This is a genomic window from Halobacterium sp. GSL-19 (genome assembly GCF_016917855.1).
Classification (GTDB): Archaea; Halobacteriota; Halobacteria; order Halobacteriales; family Halobacteriaceae; genus Halobacterium; species Halobacterium salinarum.
Map to the genome: position 1 here is coordinate 253520 of NZ_CP070375.1, position 18245 is coordinate 271764.

Annotated in this window: 22 protein-coding genes and 2 pseudogenes; 10 read left to right on the forward strand and 14 right to left on the reverse strand. The window is 58.6% G+C overall.

Annotated features, from left to right (window positions below):
• Positions 1-12 precede the first annotated feature (12 nt).
• Positions 13-392 (reverse strand): annotated as a pseudogene (locus JT689_RS01170) (helix-turn-helix domain-containing protein); the annotation flags it as partial.
• A 226-nt stretch (positions 393-618) separates the two neighbouring features.
• On the opposite strand from JT689_RS01170, the gene JT689_RS01175 reads away from it, so the two are divergent.
• From JT689_RS01175 to JT689_RS01185, 3 genes and pseudogenes are all read left to right on the forward strand, one after another.
• Positions 619-768 (forward strand): hypothetical protein, encoded by a 150-nt coding sequence (locus JT689_RS01175; RefSeq protein WP_168731182.1) that lies wholly within the window; start codon positions 619-621, stop codon positions 766-768.
• An 18-nt stretch (positions 769-786) separates the two neighbouring features.
• Positions 787-1754, forward strand: a pseudogene (locus JT689_RS01180) (sulfite exporter TauE/SafE family protein).
• A gap of 109 nt (positions 1755-1863) precedes the next feature.
• Positions 1864-2268: a helix-turn-helix domain-containing protein gene (locus JT689_RS01185; protein ID WP_012289716.1), complete on the forward strand. Its 405-nt coding sequence runs from the start codon at positions 1864-1866 to the stop codon at positions 2266-2268.
• Positions 2269-2480: 212 nt separating this feature from the next.
• On the opposite strand, the gene JT689_RS01190 is transcribed toward JT689_RS01185, so the two are convergent.
• From JT689_RS01190 to JT689_RS01200, 3 genes are all read right to left on the reverse strand, one after another.
• Positions 2481-2681 (reverse strand): C2H2-type zinc finger protein, encoded by a 201-nt coding sequence (locus JT689_RS01190; protein WP_158308650.1) that lies wholly within the window; start codon positions 2679-2681, stop codon positions 2481-2483.
• Between the two features lie 258 nt (positions 2682-2939).
• Positions 2940-3203 (reverse strand): type II toxin-antitoxin system RelE/ParE family toxin, encoded by a 264-nt coding sequence (locus JT689_RS01195; protein WP_049892762.1) that lies wholly within the window; start codon positions 3201-3203, stop codon positions 2940-2942.
• Positions 3196-3474, reverse strand: a complete 279-nt coding sequence (locus tag JT689_RS01200) for a ribbon-helix-helix domain-containing protein (RefSeq protein WP_012289717.1) — start codon at positions 3472-3474, stop codon at positions 3196-3198. The genes JT689_RS01195 and JT689_RS01200 overlap by 8 nt, the downstream gene beginning before the upstream one ends.
• Before the next feature lie 361 nt (positions 3475-3835).
• Between JT689_RS01200 and JT689_RS01205 the strand changes: the two genes are divergently transcribed.
• The gene (locus tag JT689_RS01205) at positions 3836-5200 is read left to right on the forward strand and encodes a restriction endonuclease (protein ID WP_136361224.1); all 1365 of its coding nucleotides are present in this window, start codon (positions 3836-3838) and stop codon (positions 5198-5200) included.
• A 34-nt stretch (positions 5201-5234) separates the two neighbouring features.
• Here the strand turns inward: JT689_RS01205 and JT689_RS01210 are convergent, their stop codons facing one another.
• The 4 genes from JT689_RS01210 to JT689_RS01225 form a co-directional block, all read right to left on the reverse strand.
• The gene (locus tag JT689_RS01210; RefSeq protein ID WP_049892765.1) at positions 5235-6185 is read right to left on the reverse strand and encodes a MarR family transcriptional regulator; all 951 of its coding nucleotides are present in this window, start codon (positions 6183-6185) and stop codon (positions 5235-5237) included.
• Between the two features lie 44 nt (positions 6186-6229).
• The gene (locus JT689_RS01215) at positions 6230-6814 is read right to left on the reverse strand and encodes a hypothetical protein (RefSeq protein ID WP_049892767.1); all 585 of its coding nucleotides are present in this window, start codon (positions 6812-6814) and stop codon (positions 6230-6232) included.
• 55 nt (positions 6815-6869) lie between these two features.
• On the reverse strand, positions 6870-7265 hold the full coding sequence (locus tag JT689_RS01220) for a hypothetical protein (RefSeq protein WP_049892769.1): 396 nt from the start codon (positions 7263-7265) through the stop codon (positions 6870-6872).
• 73 nt (positions 7266-7338) lie between these two features.
• Positions 7339-7704, reverse strand: a complete 366-nt coding sequence (locus JT689_RS01225; protein WP_012289723.1) for a hypothetical protein — start codon at positions 7702-7704, stop codon at positions 7339-7341.
• A 132-nt stretch (positions 7705-7836) separates the two neighbouring features.
• Between JT689_RS01225 and JT689_RS01230 the strand changes: the two genes are divergently transcribed.
• From JT689_RS01230 to JT689_RS01245, 4 genes are all read left to right on the forward strand, one after another.
• Positions 7837-8016: a hypothetical protein gene (locus JT689_RS01230; RefSeq protein WP_136361223.1), complete on the forward strand. Its 180-nt coding sequence runs from the start codon at positions 7837-7839 to the stop codon at positions 8014-8016.
• A gap of 1206 nt (positions 8017-9222) precedes the next feature.
• Positions 9223-9618 (forward strand): MFS transporter, encoded by a 396-nt coding sequence (locus JT689_RS01235; protein WP_136361222.1) that lies wholly within the window; start codon positions 9223-9225, stop codon positions 9616-9618.
• A gap of 278 nt (positions 9619-9896) precedes the next feature.
• Complete coding sequence (locus tag JT689_RS01240) at positions 9897-10139, forward strand: hypothetical protein (RefSeq protein WP_168731181.1); 243 nt, start codon at positions 9897-9899, stop codon at positions 10137-10139.
• Positions 10140-10427: 288 nt separating this feature from the next.
• A complete protein-coding gene (locus JT689_RS01245; RefSeq protein ID WP_136361220.1) occupies positions 10428-10649 on the forward strand; it encodes a hypothetical protein in 222 nt (73 codons plus the stop codon).
• Positions 10650-10872: 223 nt separating this feature from the next.
• Here JT689_RS01245 and JT689_RS01250 read toward each other — a convergent pair whose 3' ends face one another.
• The 3 genes from JT689_RS01250 to JT689_RS01260 are packed head-to-tail and all read right to left on the reverse strand — an operon-like array spanning position 10873 to position 12576.
• Positions 10873-11010: a hypothetical protein gene (locus JT689_RS01250; protein ID WP_168731180.1), complete on the reverse strand. Its 138-nt coding sequence runs from the start codon at positions 11008-11010 to the stop codon at positions 10873-10875.
• A gap of 2 nt (positions 11011-11012) precedes the next feature.
• Positions 11013-11558 (reverse strand): type II toxin-antitoxin system death-on-curing family toxin, encoded by a 546-nt coding sequence (locus tag JT689_RS01255; protein WP_136361219.1) that lies wholly within the window; start codon positions 11556-11558, stop codon positions 11013-11015.
• A 28-nt stretch (positions 11559-11586) separates the two neighbouring features.
• The gene (locus JT689_RS01260) at positions 11587-12576 is read right to left on the reverse strand and encodes a transcription initiation factor IIB family protein (RefSeq protein ID WP_229373341.1); all 990 of its coding nucleotides are present in this window, start codon (positions 12574-12576) and stop codon (positions 11587-11589) included.
• Between the two features lie 272 nt (positions 12577-12848).
• Here JT689_RS01260 and JT689_RS01265 point away from each other — a divergent pair, with 272 nt between their 5' ends.
• Positions 12849-13022: a hypothetical protein gene (locus JT689_RS01265; RefSeq protein WP_168731179.1), complete on the forward strand. Its 174-nt coding sequence runs from the start codon at positions 12849-12851 to the stop codon at positions 13020-13022.
• 260 nt (positions 13023-13282) lie between these two features.
• Here JT689_RS01265 and JT689_RS01270 read toward each other — a convergent pair whose 3' ends face one another.
• Together JT689_RS01270 and JT689_RS01275 are read right to left on the reverse strand one after the other, a co-directional pair.
• A complete protein-coding gene (locus tag JT689_RS01270; RefSeq protein ID WP_229373322.1) occupies positions 13283-13909 on the reverse strand; it encodes a hypothetical protein in 627 nt (208 codons plus the stop codon).
• Positions 13910-14311: 402 nt separating this feature from the next.
• Positions 14312-15484, reverse strand: coding sequence for a hypothetical protein (locus JT689_RS01275; protein ID WP_229373323.1), 1173 nt, complete (start codon positions 15482-15484; stop codon positions 14312-14314).
• Between the two features lie 509 nt (positions 15485-15993).
• On the opposite strand from JT689_RS01275, the gene JT689_RS01280 reads away from it, so the two are divergent.
• Positions 15994-16530, forward strand: coding sequence for a hypothetical protein (locus tag JT689_RS01280; RefSeq protein WP_049892772.1), 537 nt, complete (start codon positions 15994-15996; stop codon positions 16528-16530).
• A 204-nt stretch (positions 16531-16734) separates the two neighbouring features.
• Here the strand turns inward: JT689_RS01280 and JT689_RS01285 are convergent, their stop codons facing one another.
• The gene (locus JT689_RS01285; protein WP_012289724.1) at positions 16735-17634 is read right to left on the reverse strand and encodes a DNA-binding protein; all 900 of its coding nucleotides are present in this window, start codon (positions 17632-17634) and stop codon (positions 16735-16737) included.
• Positions 17635-18245: the final 611 nt, after the last annotated feature.

An 18245-nucleotide genomic window follows, 5' to 3' on the forward strand; every position in this document is an offset into this window, starting at 1 on the left:
CGGACAATAGCGTTAGTCGGCGGCCTGTTCGGTTCGTCGACCGTTCTCGATGCTCAGTGGGTCGGTCGTCGAGGTCACGGTGACCAGCCGCAGAAACTGACCTGCGTTCGTGAGCAGCTTGTTCTCTGCCTTCCAGAGGAGTTCTTCGTACGTCGAGCGAGCGACGGGCGTCTGTCCGGCGAAGTCGCGGAGCGACGTCTTCCGGGGCTGTTCGTAGTATCCGCTTTCGAGGACGAACTGGAGGGCGCTAACTGCCGGTCAATGATGTCCTCGAGCAGTGGGCTCGCTGGCGCCAGCATACTATGCGGAATCTGTGTCTCCGAAATTGATGTTTTCGAGAGGAGTTCGATCTCTTTGTAGGAACGGAGCGATTCGAGCAGTTAGCGCACATCCTCGCTGCCGAAAACTCTCTCCCTCTCTTTCGACGGTATCTACGATTTCCCCCGGGACCTCACTTTTCTGTTTGCTTATTTGTGTCCTATGAATAAGTCATGAAATACTATCAGAAGTAGCATTGTGTAGTATATCCAAAACCGCTAACATACGACGTCGGTTACGAGTGCACGTGCAGAAAAGCATAATTCACACAAATCCGTCTCGAGTGGGTGGAACGTGGTAATGATCGACGCGCTGTCGCTCCCGCCGACCGTACAAGCGGCCGGACTGATCGGTGCTGTGTTGCTCGAAGCGATGGTTCTCCACGTCGGCTACGGCGTCGTTACGAACGCGCTCGGTCCGAACGTGAAGCGAGCCCTCGGAGGTGAGTGAGCTGTGGAACTGCTCGGGATGCGTCTGCTGCTCGTCGGATTCGGACTGCTCATTGGCATCCTCTTCGGTTTCTTCGGAATGGGTGGGTCGTTCCTTGTCACGCCCACCCTTCTCGTGATGGGGTACCCGTCGCGGGTCGCCGTTGGTAGCGGGCTCACGTTCGTGTTCGGCACGAGCGTCATCGGCGCGCTCCGACACCGCGAGCACGGCCACGTCGACTACAAACTCGCAGTCATCATGACCGTCGCGACGACGCTCGGCATCGAGATCGGCAAGCGCGTCGTCGACGCGCTCCATGCGGCAGGGAACGCCGACCTCGTCATCAGCGTCGCGTACGTCGGCCTGCTCGCAACAGTTGGCGTACTCATGCTACGTGACGCCCGCGCTACGGGGACGTCCTCAACGAGCGTCGACCTCTCAGACCGCGTAAAGGAGCTGGAGATCCTGCCGAGGTGACGCTCCGCGGTGATGTCCGCGTGTCCGCGAGTATCATCTTCGGTATCGGGCTAGTCGTCGGTGTCCTTTCCGGGCTCCTCGGCGTCGGCGGCGGCTTCCTGCTGATGCCCGCGATGATGTACGGAATGGGCGTGCCGGCTGTCATCGCCGTCGGGACGGATATCCGCCAGATTACGATTTCGGGGGCGTTCGGCGCGTTCGTCTACGCCCGGGATAGATTCGTCGCGATTCCCGTCGTGGCGACGTTGCTCGCCGGCAGCGCGCTCGGTGCGCGCATCGGCGCGGGCGTCTCGAACCTCGTCGACGAGGACGACATCAAGGGGTACTTCGCGACGATACTACTCGTAGGTAGAGTCGCTGTCGCCGCCAAACGCGTCGGCACCGCCTTAGACATCGGCGTACTCAACACTGTGAGTATCGTGCTCATCTTCGGCGCGACCGTCGTTGTGAGTGGTGCGATCCTGTTGGCTGCGGTGTGCCAGCTTCGCGCCGACAACACTGGCTTCTGGTGCCGCCTTTCGGCGACGTAACTCTCTACCGCGGAGTCCCATCATCGGTTCTCAGCCCACTATAGCACAAAATTGTGCAATCCATACAAAAATCTTATAATTGCACAGTCCCTACGACTCGGCGATACTAATGCCAGATTCAATGTCTGAACAACTCCGCAGTGACATGGAGTGCGAGGGGCTGTTGGAGTGCTTCCACGGCCTGAAAGAGCTCGATAAGGAGTGCTTCCCGGCGCTCGTCGAGGCCGAAGAACCGCTGACCGTCGACGAAATCGCCGATGCGGTTGATCGTGAACGGTCGACGGCCTACCGCGCCGTCCAGCGCCTGCTCCAGACCGGTTTCATCGAGAAAGACCAGATCAACTACGACCAGGGCGGCTACTACCATGTCTACTCGCCGACGGATCCCTCGAAGATAGCCGACGATATGCAGCGCCTGCTCAACGACTGGTACGCGAAGATGGGCCAGCTCATCCAGGAGTTCGAAACCAAGTATGAACAGTCCGAGACTGCGGCCCCGGCCGCCGAAAGCTGACGGTTCTCTCTTCTCTCTCCTTCGGGTGCTGATACTTCTCGGAAGCAGATTCATACGTGCTCCCCGCTTGATGGCGGACGACCGAGCTGCTCCGCAAGGCGGTCAATCTCATCCAATAGGTCCTGATCGGTAAGTCGGAATTTCCGATTTGGAGCGTAGCCAGCCTCACGAAGCGCCTCGTTCCAGCTCCCGAATTTGTTCTGGCAGACGCGCTAGGAGTATTCTACGTGCTCGCTCATCTCCTTTGCTGTCGGCGATTTTCCTAATTTGTCTGCGACACGCTGAATATCGTCGAGAATCACATCCGCGTCCGTTACGAGCTGGTCGCGGCGATGAACGGCTGTTACGTGGCCGCCCAGTTCGTTGGCGGTTGCAAATGACTCGCCACAGTAGTCACAAATATGCTCTGTCACGGCTTCGTCACCTCCCTCCGCGGTTCCCCCGTAATCCGTTATAAACTCTCGACTTCGTACTCAACTCCTGTTCCCAGTAGAGTTCGTAGAGGAGCGATTCGGCACGCCAGGGGTACTCTGAATCGGTCATAAGTCGGTGATGGGGAGTGGGACCCCCCGCACCCTTCTCGGGGGGCAATAAACACTACCGACCGGAATCGTACGTGAATCTCAGATCGGATTCGTCACCGACCGGAGCAGTTCAGTAGGTAGAATTGGTTACGGCGGGAGGTGGCGATCGTAGATATTCCGGCGATGCCCGACCGCCTCGACAATAATGATATCCTCGTCTCGGTCCCACGTGATGATTGCTCGGTAGTCGCCTGCGCGGAGCTTGTAGTACGGGTAGCCGGTGAGCTTTTCGAGGCGGTGAGAGGTCCAGTCTTTCGCCTCGTCGAGTTTCTTGACCAGTCGCTCTTGGGCTTCGGTGTCGAGTCCGTCCAGCAAATCGAGTGCTTTTGATGTCCACTCGGCCTTAGTCATCGATGCCCAGGCGGTCCTTCACGTCGTCTTGGGACACCGTCTCGCCCTGGTCTCGCTGTTCGCGGCTCTCTGCCAGGTGCTTGAGCGCTTCCTCGGACAGCTGCGTGGGGGGATTGACCGCATCCCGGAGGGCATCGCGAATGAACTCGGACTTGGTCGCGTAGCCACGCTCCTCCCAGACGTCGTCGACTTGTGCCAGCAGCGACTGCGGCACCCGGACGTTGATTTTCTCCATTTCGCCGTCGCCGCCCGCGTCACTGTCGGTGCTCATATGCTGTGATACGCTCGTATCACGTAAGTAGCTTCGGTTGAGTACTCTGGTGGGTGACCACATCGAGACTCCGATCGGGAGTGAGCCGCTGGTGTTCGGAGAGATTTAGAACGACAGCTTGGCCGTCGACGCGAAAGCCGACGTATTCGATGGGGTCATTGTGACGGTTAGCAAGCGCTTCGGCCTGGATTGCGTTCGACGTGGGGCGTCGTGCGTTCCCGTTCATCGGTTCGTCGCGGGAGTTGTCACCCCCGCACCCCTCGCGGGACGTAAAACAACATCTGCGGCCGCCGCATCCGCTTTCGCCGCCGAAGTCGGCAACGTATTTGGTTCTAGCAAGATACAGTCCAATTAGATTCGGATGGCTGTACTGGACGACCTCTCGGGGTTCGAGTTCGAGGACGTGATGGAGGACGTGTTCCGGAACCTCGGCTACGAGAACGTCCGGCAGGCCAAGCGGACAGCTGACGAGGGCCGGGACGTCTTGATGGAGGAAGTCGTCGACGGAACACGGCGGGCGATCGTCGTCGAGTGCAAGCACACGGGAACCGTCGGGCGGCCGGTCATCCAGAAGCTCCATTCAGCGATCGCGACGTTCGACTTCGACGGCCCAAAACGCGGCATGGTCGTCACGACCGGCCGGTTCACGAACCCGGCTCAGGAGTACGCCGACCGCCTCCAGCAAAACGACGATCCGCATCCAATCGAGTTACTCGACGGCGAGGACCTCCGGGAGATCGCCGACGAGATCGGTCTTGACCTCTACAACGGGCGCATCGAGATCCTCTGCGACGAGACGCTCCGCCCGTACGACCCGGCCGCCGACGTCGACGCGGCCGTCGCGGAGGCGTTTCGCGACATCGAGAACATCGAAGCCGCCGACCTTGCGGAACCACATTCTGCGGTGACGTTCCGCCCGGTGGTCGCGGTCACCGCGGACACGAACGCTGTCTTCGAGACGTCAGTAGGGGTCATCCACCGGATCAACGACCGGACCCGATTCGTCGTCCACGCCGAGCGCGGGCAGCCCCAGGTCGTCGACGAAGACGTCGGGACGCTGGTCACCGAGAACCTCCACGCGACGGTCGACCTCGATGTGGAGCAGTTCGCGGAGGTGTTCGACGACGTCGAGGAGCGCCGGTTCGGGCAGACCCAAACGGAGTACAAGGAGTGGGCCGTCGAGCGCCTCCAGCAGCACCACACGACGACGGTGACCTACACCGGCGACAACAACGTCACCTACAACAAGACGTGTGAGCCGAATCTTTCAGACATCTCGGTGCAATCGATTGAGCCGGTGTACCTCCCCGAGGTTCGGCACACCACCGACCTTCAGGAGTATACCTATCCTTACGAGTACTACGCAGCGGGTCCGTCCAGAGTGACCGCCGAGGACGGCATCCATCGGTGCGTCCACTGTGACACGAGCGGCGTCGACGAGCCGTACACGTATTGTCCGAACTGCGGGGCAATCGCCTGCTCCAGCCACATCAAAACGGAGCGGCTGAAAGGCGAGCCGGTGTGTACGGGGTGTGCGGTCACCGAGCGATTTGCGTTGAAGACGAAGTACTTCTACGACGAACAGAACCTCAAGGCGTTCCGCGAGGAGTACGCGGCGATGCCCCTCCACGAGAGAGCGATGGAGAACAAGCTACTGGCCGGAGGGAGTGTGGTCGCGACCCTGTTAATCGTCCTCGGCGTTCTCGTGATTGGCGGCATCATCTAACCTGAGCAACCTCTGCCTGCTGTGGACGCAGCTGTTACGACACTCCGTACTGCTCTTTGAGCGCCATATATTCCCCCTTCTTCGGGAGGATGACGGGCAGATCATCTGTCCTGTCGAAGTCTCCCTGAAGTGGTCGATACAACGCGTCCACAGTAGGTCCCAGGTCGTACCACTGTGCGGTCTCGACGAGTGTCTCCTGATCGACATCCTCCGCCTCGATCAGCAGCATCGAATAACTGACGCGCCGGGACCCGCTATCGAGAAGGAGCGTATGGCACACGACTTCAGCAGGCGTTAGGCCTTCGTCTGGAGCATACCAGAACGGAGGCTCGCCGGCGAGGAAAAACTGTAGACCATACTCTGCAAACCGGCCCAATCCGGTCATCTCCCAGTCCGGCGCTGCTTGGAGTGCGTCCGTATCCTCACCGGTCTGCACGCGAACGAGTGCTCGCTTTGGATCACACCACGCGATCGTGGCGCTGGGGGCGACTTCCCGGACTCGGGCTCGATGTTTGTGTTCTACGGCGGCCCGAGCGAACGCCAACAGCGGCGAGACCTCGTCCCGGAGGGCGTACTTCGGATCGCATCTGGAGAGTAAGGCCCGGTGCTTGAGCGGCGATAACGCGCTATGGACACCTTGTCGGGTGATTCCGAGCCGATCTGCGATATCAGCGATGTGTCGTGGTCTATCGAGATACCAACACACGCGGAGTGTGGCTGGGGAGAGCAGTTCCGTCCAGTCTACGTGGCTGAACTCCGACTGAAGCGTGCGATACGCTTCGGTGACGGGGTGTTCCGCGATGCGGACTCGACGCTGATTGCTGGGACCACGGGTTTCTGCGAGTAATCCCGCTGCGAGCAACTCATCGAGTACATCGTACAGATGTTCTCGTGAATACTCGGTTTGAGCCGCGAGTTCCTCCGGTGTCGCATCACGGCCGGTACTCAGCGCGTCAAGCACGGCGAGTCCGGCCTTCGTAATCATGTGTGTCCTTTTAAATCCTAATTATATAAATATGATTTGGGATTTTACTTGACGACCGCTTCGCCCCGGACCAATTCTGTGAGCGCGGCCTCGAGCGACCCGTGGAATTGCCAGTTTGCCCGTTCGAAAGCCTCGTCGGTCGGGCCGTCCCAGCGGGGGAATGCAGAGCGACCGCTCACTTTGACTGTCCACTCTGTCGGCTCGTCGAACGGGTTCTCCGTCGGGAGTTCCACGACGTAGAGATACTCCTCGTCGCCGTGAATGCCGTCATTTGGATCCTCGACACCGTGGCCCAGCAGGAACAGCGGCTGATCGAGGTGCTCCATGTTAGCCGGCTTAAGGAGATCCGCTGGCTGAGCCGCGTCGATCGTTCGCTCTGGGTCGCCATCCAGATAGAGGTCGACCGTCGAGAGCTTGTCGAGGAACATGAACGTCGCCGCTGTGTACCCCGGTCCGCGCTCGGCACGGGTCGCATCGAGAAGCGCTTTCAGCTGTGTGAGGTCCCGGAGAACGCTCCCCGGGTAGCCATCCGAATGCCGGTACACCTGCGCGACGCGGTCGGCGCTGCCATCTGTCTCACCAATCTGTTCGACTCGTTGGACGAATCGGAGTTGACTCCGTGTCGACATCGATACTCGCCGGCGCAGGAACAACACCACGCAGTCGTTGCGGGATTGCAATTCGCTACGCGAGATGTGATACCTCATCTGTTTCCTCTATATCTTCGAATTCATTACGTTCGACCGGTTCCCAGTCCTCCCCAGGTGCTGGACTCCACCAGTCGACCTTGTAGGTGCCCGGTGCGCCGAAGACCTTCACGCGCGCCGACCCATCAGGCAGGTCGCGGCGCAGTTTTTCATCAACGTGGAGGTTCCAGGTCGTGTCGGTATCGAAGCAGGCGAGCACGGCCTCCTCGTAGCCGCGTGTCTCTCGGGACTCTTGGAGTTCGACCTGGGTATTGCAGTTCTTGCAGAACACCCCCTCGAAGGGGATGTGAGTGAAGACCTCCTGCCCGCAGACGGGACACCAGAGGAACTCGAACAGTGCCTCACTGTGTCGGTCACGTACTTCGAGACTCATTGGTTGACTAACCCGGTCGTGCCGGGCCACCACCTCATGCCCGGCCGACAAACATCGCCCAGCGCTTACTCACTCACCGTTCGGTACCGTAGACGATGCGTGAGGGAGCTTCGTACCCACAATCGGGGCAGTCATACCACCGCTGGACTTTCGCCCCGTCTGCCGCCTTCTCGCCGACGCGAACGTCGACGTTCGGACACTTCGGACAGCTAAGGTCTGGAGCGGGACGCTCCCGGGGCTCGTCACGGAACGCCGTCGCGTCCTTCGTCTCGTACCCCCGCGACCACACCGGGTAGCCGTCGGCGATGATTGCTCCACGCCATTTGTACCGGGACGGGTCCGGGGCTCGATGCAGGACGGCTCGGGCACCGGTCTCGGTGTCTCGATAGGCGAGCGTCGGCGAGCGGCTCTCGCGTCGCCAGTTGGTGATGGGGGACATTCTTACTAGTGGACGTCAGCGGGCACGATCCAGAGTTCCTCACTACGCTGAGTGGGATATGCAGTTCCAAGAAGACGAAGTTTCGGTGTCGAGCCAAGAACAGCCTGGAACGGCACGCGGAACCCCGAAGAGATGAGCACCGAAGAAAAAGAAGAGTTCGGCATCAAGAAGGTTCTTCGGTCGGAAATAACTCATCAAGACGGAGAACTCCAAGCACAAACCACCACCGACGAAAAGGTATACATGGCGGAAAATCCGCCCCTGTCAGTCACCCATATGAGTACCGAGGAGAGTAGAGAACGCTGGGAATAACCTCCTCCGTATAACCAGCTATCGTTGGATGTCTCGCTGACTGAATTCCTTCTCTTGCGGTTTTGTATGGTGGTCCTGGTTACTCTGGACCGAGTGGTCCCATAGCCATATACAACAGCAGTAGAATGACCGCCCCGAGACCAGGAAGGAATACACTTGCCAGAAAGAGTGGCTCAAGCACTTCAGGTGGCCGCCAACCGAACACGACGACAACCACTAGGAATGCCGTTGAAAGCCAGAGTAACCATTGGACGGGATTCCGGAGCCGCGAATCGAAATCGATCTGCTCGCGAATCAACTGAACAACGCGGCTCATACGTTCTATTACTCTAACTTCCCACATCAAAGTTGTGATAAGAAAGCTGGACTGGAAGGTGACAGTCAAAGCTACAGTGTGGCCCGGTGCATTAACATCTCCTCGAGTACGTGTTCGCGGAAATCATCCAAGACGACCGTCCGCATATCCTGAATGCCACAACCTCGGTGGATGGAGTTATCCGCACTGTCATTTATAGCTGGGTTGGATGACTCGCTACACTTGAACCGTACTGAACGATAGTTTCGCTGACCGGGCTGGATGAAAAGACCATATTGAGACGACTATTAAGCAATGGAATTCTTCGATCCGTGTTGGTTAATCGGTAAGATCCTCCCTCGACTATTCGAGGCCGGGACCGTAGCGATCTCACTATAATTAAACAATTCACAAAGGATGCTTTGCAACATAAAATAGCAAATGGTGAACGCCTCACCAAGCGTGGTGTTCGGACTTGTGAAACCTCTGGTAAAATCAAGGCTGCAGATGCGTATATTGGTTTTGTAGGTCCTGGCTGTGGGAACCGTCATCAACAACTAAAATGGGAAGGCGGTTTCAATGACGGAGATAGCGGGTCTGTGGCATATCAGAAAATCGGATCTGCAAATGATACGGTAGGAATAGCAGGAACATGTAACTGAACCGACCCAAACCCCGTTGATCCAAATATATTCGACACGAAAAAGTACGAAATCAAACAAAGAGCGACCTCGCCGATGGAAAAAGCGTAGTGAGGCGATTCACAATCTGGGATGAGGAGGGTCGTTGTGCACAGACGTCACCTCCTCACTCCTCTCGAAAAATAGTCTCGATAAGCCGCTGCAGTCAGGCGATTCCGCTCTTAGCTAAAGACGAATGATCTACACGTATAAGAAGACAAAGTCCGTGGTATGAATCTCCGGTCACGGCTCCCGGAATCGTTTATCCTGAAGTACTACGGATACTCGATGGCTCGTTCGGCACACTTCTCAGTGGCCGTGTGGGTCGTGTTCCTTACATCCCGTGGGATCGACTTCTCACAGGTCGGGTTCCTTGACGGTGCGTTCTCGCTCGCACTGATCGCCTTCGAGGTTCCGACCGGGTACATCGGTGATCGGATCGGTCGGCGAAACAGCATCCTCGTGAGTATCGTTGTCTCGGCAGTCGCGTCTATCGGATTCGCCTTCTCGCACTCGTTCCCATTATTCGTCACGGTGTACGTCGGCCTCGCGGTCGCACAGACCTTCCGCTCCGGGACCGACACGGCATGGTTCTACGACGCACTCGGGGAACGACTTACCGAGTAGCGGTTCACCCACGTCAAGGGTCAAGCGAACGCGCTCGGATACGTCATGACGGCGCTCGCGGCGGTAGTGGGTGGATACGTCGGAAATATCAACCTCGCGTACCCGTGGATCATGGAGGGTGTCGCCTACCTGATCGGAATTCCCCTCGTGTTGAGTTTCCCGGAGACTGACATCACGGACGATGAGGGAAGTCGTTCCGGCTGCTCGACGCACTGCCGGCGATCAAAGAACAACTTCCGAAGCGACCGCTCCGGTCGTTCATCCTCTACACCGGCGTCTTGTACGGTGTCGCCGGCGCGATCAACTTCTTCGTCCAGCCGATCAGTGTGGACTTCAGCTTCAATCCGGACACGCTCGGGTGGCTGTTCGCCGGATTCACGCTCCTCTCGGCGGCGGTGAGTTACAACAGCGGGTGGATCAGGAGTCGGTTCGGTGTCGAACAGTGGTTCCGAGCTGCTCCGCTCGTGCTTGGGCCACGCTTCATACGCAAGTCCAACTACGAGCGGCTCAACCTCTGCTAGATACGCTGGGTAGCCGTACGGTCCCGGGTACGCTTCTGGATCCCAGCCGCGAATCCAGAGATACGTCTGCTCTTTGAGTTGGCTACCAACTCTGGACTCGAGGCGAATTTTATTCGAGCTTTGGGGGAGGCAAGTCGATAGTGCCACCTCCTGGCTTGAACAGGCGTTCCACGGCGATGGGCCGTGGGAAGGAGACAGCGATCACGGAGATTGTTCGAACTGCTAGAGCCTGGATAACCCCCACACTGGTAGTAAAAGCTTAAGATTGAGTGGTTCCAACAATAATTCATGCAAACAGAAACCGAGAAACGAGTCGTACGAATTGGTGGTCTGCTCCTCGTTCCAGTACTCGCATTTGTACTGTTCGTAGGAGCGGAAACCTTCGACGGAGGCATCGTCGGTACAGCTCTCATCGTGGCTGTCCCGATGGTCGTCTACGCAGCAGGCCTCCATTTCGTTCTGAAGGGGGTTTCAGATCAAACGAACGGACAAGACGCTAGTCCCACCTGATGTTCGCCTTCGTACACCGGACAAATAGCCGTGGCGGGGGCTGCTCCTGACGCTCCGATGCTCCCTGCTCGTCCCCAGTCCGGTCACGGGCGGCACTGAGAAGCCGCTCGCGAACAGAAGACTGACTACAGCAGTTCCCGACAGCGGTAGAGCCGATTGCTGGAATACCGATATCGCTCGACCGGCCGGCGTACTTGGTAGAACCCCCAGCTAAGAGATTGTACTACTCAGTCGCGAGTTCGTCGTATATTCCCTCGTGCTCGTCAAGGTCTTGGCGGCCGAGGAACCGGATGAGATACTGCCGTGCCTCTTCAGGGGTCATCTCATCGGGAATCTCGGGGTGGTCACTTTCAGCGGCCATCGTTACTCTTCACTAGGGGGGTCGTCGTCATAATCGTTCGGTTCGTTGGATCCCTGATCGACTGTGTCGTGGTCCGCCGGTAGCTGGTCTGTGCCTTCAATTCGTGCCAGCCACAGGTTGATGGTCGCCCCGTATTCCGGCGCCAGCGGCTCTGTGTGCGCTTGTAGATACTCGGTCACATCGTCCTCATCGACACTGCCCTCATCTGTCGCGAGCGCCTTCAGGATCTCTTTGACCTCCCGATCGTAGTCAAAGCGGCGGCCATTCAGCGCGTAGAAAATTCGGGTCGACATGAGAGCCGTTCGCTTGTTGCCATCGACGAATGGATGATTCGCCGCAGTGAGCCGCAACAGCTGAAATGCCTTTTCGTGAAGCGACTCGGGAACCTGGCCGAAATGGCCTTCCTGAATATGTTCAACCGTGTGTTCAATATCGCCTGGCGAGGCGACACCAGCGGTTGTCTCCGCATTTGACTCCACGATCAACTCGTGGATGTCACGGATATCAGCAGCCGATAGATAGCTGATTGATTCCGGATCCGCATCCATTGTCGATATCCTCTGTTACAACACTTATCTAACCCTTGCTTTTTCGAGATGCCGCTCGTGTCTGTGTAGTGCTCTTGATGCCGACTCGTTGTTCACCGTCCAACTGGTGTAGTGTGTCTCGATGGTTCCGAACCGTTGTCGTTGAGATGTTAGCCGCTCCCGAAACCTCGGATTGCGTCAGCCATCGCCCCTCCTCGCGACCGGCCTTGTAGAGGCAGGCCGCTGCGAACCCGGCCGGATGGACGCCCGTTGTAACGCCGCGCTCCTCGGCCTGCTCTGCGAGCTTTCGGGCCCGCTGCCGGATCTCGTCCGGACACTCGAGGTCTGAGGCGAGGCGCGGTACGAACATGCCGGGGGAGACGGGTTCAGCGGGAAGGCCCAGCCATTCGTTCAACGTTTTGTACGCGTTCGTGACCCGTGACTCCGCGACGCGGGCCATCTCGCTGACGTTGTCCACTAACCGCGAGCGACCGTTACACCGGCAGGCCCCGTAGACGCTGGCCGCGGTGATGGCCTCGATGGATCTGCCACGAAGCAGATCCTCGTTCTGGGTGCTCCGGAAGAGCTGACACGCCTGGTCGCGAACCGAATTGGAGAGTTCGAGGGCACTCGCCAACCGACGCACCTCGCCCAGCTCGTGGGCGAGATTCCGTTCTGCTTTCGACCGCCACCGACCCCGGGTCTGCTCACGGCGCATCCGCGCGAGTCGCCGTCGCTTCTGCCAAGAGAGTTCGTTCCCCTTCGCGTCGGTGCCGCGACCGATTTCCATCGACAGTCCGCGATCGTGGCGAGCCGCCGTGAGTGGGGCACCCGTTCGTTCGCACTCCTCGTCGTCGTACGCCCGCCACTCTGGCCCGTGGTCGATTCGCTGTTCGTCGATGACCAGGCCACAGTCCTCGCAGACCGTTTCGACCGCGTTCGTGGTGACCCGGCCGTCGCACTCGGGACACCGGTTCGCACTCGATTCCGTTCGGACGTCTTCGTCGAAGCCAGTTTCGTAGATGTCTCTGGTTGCCATCGTTCTCACCGTGATCGGGGAACCCGCCAGCACGGCGAACCCCTCACCCATCGAGGGGTAAATAGACTCCAATTGCTCCCAAAACTCCATCATCTACTGTGCTGAAACACCAGAAAGAGTAATCCAGAATACCCAACGATACTGACTCACTTTCCCAGGCAATCCACGACCAGCTTCTGGAACTTCTTCAGGGAGGAGAACTCGACGGGGAACCCACCGAAGACGAGATCGCGGAAGCTACCAGCGAGGTCATTGAGGCTGTTGGGGATAGTATGTACCAGCAGGTCCGCGAGGATGACGAGGGATTGCGACGGCTCTATGAAACCAAGGCAGAATTTCAACGCGGGATCGAAGATCGCTGGGAGGAACCTTTGGAATTGCTTGAACGGTTCATTATCTGGTCGCAGGAAACGGGTGATACAATTAACCCGGAATATCGGCTCTAGGCAGCTCAGGAACAGGACTTCGTCTTTGACGCTCTAACTCGACTTCACGCACGGGCAGTACAGGTCGCGATGGAGATCCACCACCTGCTCAAAGGCGGATTTGCTGATGGAGCCTTTGCCCGGTGGCGGTCCCTGGGTCGGTCCGGCACCCGGCAAAAAAGAGGGTTGCCTCGACTGGGTATACTTCCCACCACCGACCGCGCTCTGGGAATTCGATCCTGCTCCAGCGACCGTCAGTCCCAGTCTCTGTCCACGAAGAATCAGCGCTGGCACGGCCGTGCTAGTCGTCGCAGAATGCGCTTCCCGTTCGAACGGACGAACGCAAGGCCACCGACTTTCGACTCGTCGAGGGCGTACCTTTTCGCAGTATCGCTCGTGTCAGTATCGACTGGATAGATGATCCCGTCGTCAGTACCGAAATCGAGCACTTCACGGATGCGTGACTCGGTCAAATCGCACGCATCGGCGAGTTCGGTGACAGTTTTCGGGCCCTGTTTCAGCTCTTCGATGACGAGGTGAGCGTGGTTCATCACCAGCATTACCTCGCTGGCGTTCATATCGCCAGGTTCGTCGCTACTAGTGCTATCGGCGAAGTCCGCGCGGGCATCGAAGAGGAACCAGACGCCGATCAGCGCGGTCAGCGCCGGGAACCATACTGGACCGCCTGTTCCGGTGGTCGCAGTGAGTTCCCAGCCGAGCCACGCGAGACTGGCGACCGTGATGAACGCGCCAAGGCCAACGCCGACCCAGCGGCCATCGACAGTCGGCGTTTCTCTGAGAATCGAGATCGCCTCCACGAACGCGAGGCCAAAAGCGATGACGAGTACTGTCCCGACATCATTCGTGACGCCATAGACGAGGGCGAGAAACGCGACGAGCGAGAGCACGTATCGGGTCGTGAGCTGTTCGCGGGCGGTGCGACTGAGACTGGAGCCCATACGTGCACCACAGTCAGGAGTCCTATTATGATACTGGTCAAAGACGTTCTCACTAGCCGGGAGAGTTTGCGGGATATCAAGCGGTGAAGACCGCTTCGGCTCTGTTAAAATCCCCAGGAAAGATACATTTTGACCGCCTGTGGTCAGTACAGGTGAATCACGGATCGCTCAATACATACGTCGTAGCGAACAGAATGCTGGAAGAGACCCCTTCTATCGTAGACCTACCCGAGAGGAATATAGCTGTCAAGAGACACCTAAGCGGGAGGAACACAATGAGTGAACGATCCCAAACCAGTTGGTGAGGTTCTAGCCATGGATCCGTCCGTGGAACTCGCTCACGAACCGCTCTCAGGGATCTCGGTAAGCTCGTTCGAACCCTTTCGTGTCGGTCAAGCGCCGAATTTCAATGGTCTCTCCCGTTGCCCGCTCAATTTGGAGGATGAGGTCCTTGTCGGGCAGTCCGAGCGACGAGCGCCACAGCGGTGTCGGATCGGTCGCCGAAACGGAGCGAATATCCTCCACAGGAGCGACCCATTGTACCGTGTTAAGGTACGTGTCATAAGCAACGATACCATTGTCGTAGAGACGATACTCAACGTGGCTCTCCCCGATCCACATGACGAGCGCCGACGCAGGTAGGATGAGGAACACGGGAAGCAGGACAACCATCACAAGGACGAGCCAGACAGCGCGAGCCGAGATCGCGAGTATCCCGGAAAGTAGCATGACTGAGAATCCAGCGTCGAGTGCGTAAGCGAAGCCGCCACCGAAGGCATGCTGGCGCACGCCTCGTTTGTCATGAGCGAAAGTTGTGTATGGCTGTCCACGGGGAGCCGAAACCGGGCGGTCTACCGCGTCGCCCTCGATTACTGGGAACCACGGTCCGAGACCAGCTTGCCGGCAGTCGAAGAGCACCCACGGTGCGGCTACGGCCATCGCTGCGACCATCGTCGTGGCAGGGGTAGATACCGCCGAGAGGACGGCAACAGCGCCACCTGAGAGGAGAGCAACCAAGAGGAGGCTGCGGTTACGACGGATCCGCCGTGACGACGCGGTTTCGTAGACTCCTGCCGACTCACGCGCCTGAATGAAGACAAAGTGCTTCGCGGCGATGATGCCAATTCCTGGTATGGCAAGTACACTGAGCGTGCCCGAGGGGGAGAACAACCATACCGGAAACGCCACGACAAGCAATGGGTAGAGGATAACACAACTTTCGACGACATACGGAATATTCCGTGGATACACCGGCGGCATTGAACCCGGAACTGGGACCCGACCGCGCTTGTCCACGACCGCATCGTGGAGATCTTTAAAGAGATTGTACGGGTCCGTCGCAGGAGGAGAGCCGGTCTGGGGGCGGCCAGCGGCCAAGCGTTCGTAGAGGATACGGATCATGGTGAGGGCTGCGTCTATGATGAAGAGACACGCCACAGTCAAGCGACTTCCAGAAAGTGTAGCGATAGCGACGACCACGAGATGCGAGGCGAAAATGAATTCGAGGGGACAAGTTCGGTCCATCAGAGGCCTGATGTTCGCAGAGCGAATATGTGTAACTATTTGCTTAGTGGGGAATATATTCTCCGGCTCACACCTGTTATTTCTATCCAGTGGCTCTGTTGAAACTCTATCCTTCTGACACATTCTTTCCTGTAACATCTAGTCGCTGAAGAGTGCGGAGTACTGCTACCGTTGAGCAATCGCAGCAGCGGTAACCATCACCAACCATGTGCCGATTGCAAGCACCCACGCACCCGGGCTACTAATGTAGGTCAGAGCTTCCTCTGTTGGGTACAGAATGAACACCCACGGTGGGAGACCGATTACGATACAGGCGAGAAACAGAGCAGAATACCGAGCCAGTTCGCTATCAAAATAATCCACAACCACTCTATTAGAGACTTGTCAGGGAGTATTGTTAAGCCTTCCTGGCAGGTGAGTCCCCTGTACGGACCAGAACCCAGGTCAGATATATCACTTTCTGATTATTTCAACAAAGCCGAATTCTTCAAACAGCCCTCAGTAACGGTGTGACCGATACAGAGGGTCCAGACAGTACGACGATAGCCCTCCCTGTCGTGGCGGACGCCTCTTTCCATCCGTGGAATGATCTCATCGAGGAGGAGGTCGACCTACTCGCGCTTGACGATGAACTGATCCCGAAGCGGCGTCAGGATTGTCTTTGTATTATTGATGCCTCGTACGCCCCAAATGTACTGATCGCTCCGGTCCTCATTGGGCTCGAGACTGGATACATGGCAGTTCACGTCGTGAGTATCACAGTACGCACAAAGTGCCTGCATCAAATGATCACGATACGTCTCGGTGACCTCGATCCTCGGCTGAAGTCGATGGTCGACTCGATACTCACTATTCTGGTTTACTTTCACGCCAATCCATCCTTCTGCGTCAAGGGTTCCAGTCAACTGTTCGTGGGTGATTCGGAGCATTGGTGCAAGTTCAAAGCCGGTGCTGTACCGCTCTCGGTCGGCAATTGCGATGCGGATACAGCCTTCGCCGTCGAAGACGCCAGGGAACCACGCATCGAAATCGTGGGTCTCGGGTGAACTGTTGGACATCGCGCTGCGCCCATCGGTGACGCGGATAAACTCTCCTTGCGACTCATCGGTCACCCAGAGGAGGCCATCTCACCCCCCATCATACACCACGGTCGTGGCTGCGCGCGCAGCGAAGCGAGCACGGAGCGGAGGGTGGGGCGGTGGGGTCTGGGTCGGCCCGGCCCACAGCAAAAAAGAGGTTGCGTCAGTTGGCTATGCTTCCCACCAGCGGCCGCGCTCGGGGAAGTGAACTGTGCTCCAGCCGGTCAGAGCCACCGAGACGCGTCCGTTGTACCAATTCTTCGCCGCTCCGTGAATACGAACGTGCTCGCCCTCCTCAATCCAGGGTTGTTCGCTCGCAACCCAGCTGGTGAACTTCGTTTTTCCGCTCTCGTCCTCGATGAGTCCCACTTGAGAAATGGCTGCACTCGACGGTTTCCACAACCGGGTCACAGTACCTTCGATGCTCACTTCTTTACGATTGACGTCCTCGAGCTTCCCGATGGGAATCACCGTCCCAGGTGCCGTCTGCAACTCCTCGAACACGCCGACGACCGCACTCGTCACGTCCTTCCCACCGACGACGGCTTCACCCAGCCGCCGACCAATCGCCGCTCGCGACCAGCCATCCAGCTTTTCAGCCAACCGCATCGACTGCTTGTTCACCGCCGCCAACTGCTCCTGCGTGAGCTCCGCTCGGGGATCATCTCGTTCGGGGTCGGCCATCGGGTCCACGCTCGCAGCCCGTGTCTGGAACTCAGCACGCCGCACAGCGCTCCGCTTCGCTGCAATATCTCGCGTGCGCTGCTCCCGACCGTCCTGCGTTCCCAGCTCGGCCTGGGCACTGATGCGCTCCAGTTCGGCTTCCCGCGCCCGAATGCGCTCCTCCTGTTCGAGGGTGACGCCGTGAATCCGGTCTTCGCTCGTGTCCGCGATCCCGTCCGGGTGGTTCGCATCCACCTTCGCCTGGGTCTCCTGTTCGACCGCCGCCTCGAACTCCGGCGTCTCGTCGACGACCGGGAACCCGTCTTCATCGGCCGCCTGCTCGCCCGCGTTCTCGAATGCCTGTTCATCGACCGAAACGACCTTTCCGCTAGCGTTGTTACTAGACATTGGGTACTCACCGTACCTGTGAAGGCGCTCACGCGCCGCCACCGCGATGCTCCTACATCGCGGTTTTCCGACGACAACGACCGACAGAACCATCTGCGCGCTCTCGCTCGCGCCTTCGCGAGCGCCCTACCGGGCGCGAGCGAGAGCGCGCCTACATGAGGTGATCCCCAACCAGCACCGCGCGCCGACCCGCCCGGAGCAAGCGGCCAGCGCATTCCCCGTTCGCCGCGACGCAACCACGTCCGTCGCGGGCGGCTTCGCCGAGGTCCGCAGGACCCGAACGGGTGAAGCGCTGGCGTCGAGGGCACATGCACTTTAGCCCGGAACGCCGAGCTTGCTCGGCGCAGCCCGGAATGGTCGGTCGCGAGCGACGCGGAGGTCCCGCGAACGGAGTGAGCGGGACGCCGGTGAGCATAGCTCACCGGAAGGCGGCAGCGGCGAGCGGGGCGGGCCGATACGTACACACCTGTCCAGCCGACCACGTCGCCCGATGAGCAATCAACAGTCCTGTCGAACTCGGAAAGGGCGAGACCGCTTCGGTTACCGGGAGACGATGTCTCCCGAACCCACGGCGCTTCGCGCCGTGAACGTCCCCCAACCCCGCAAGCACC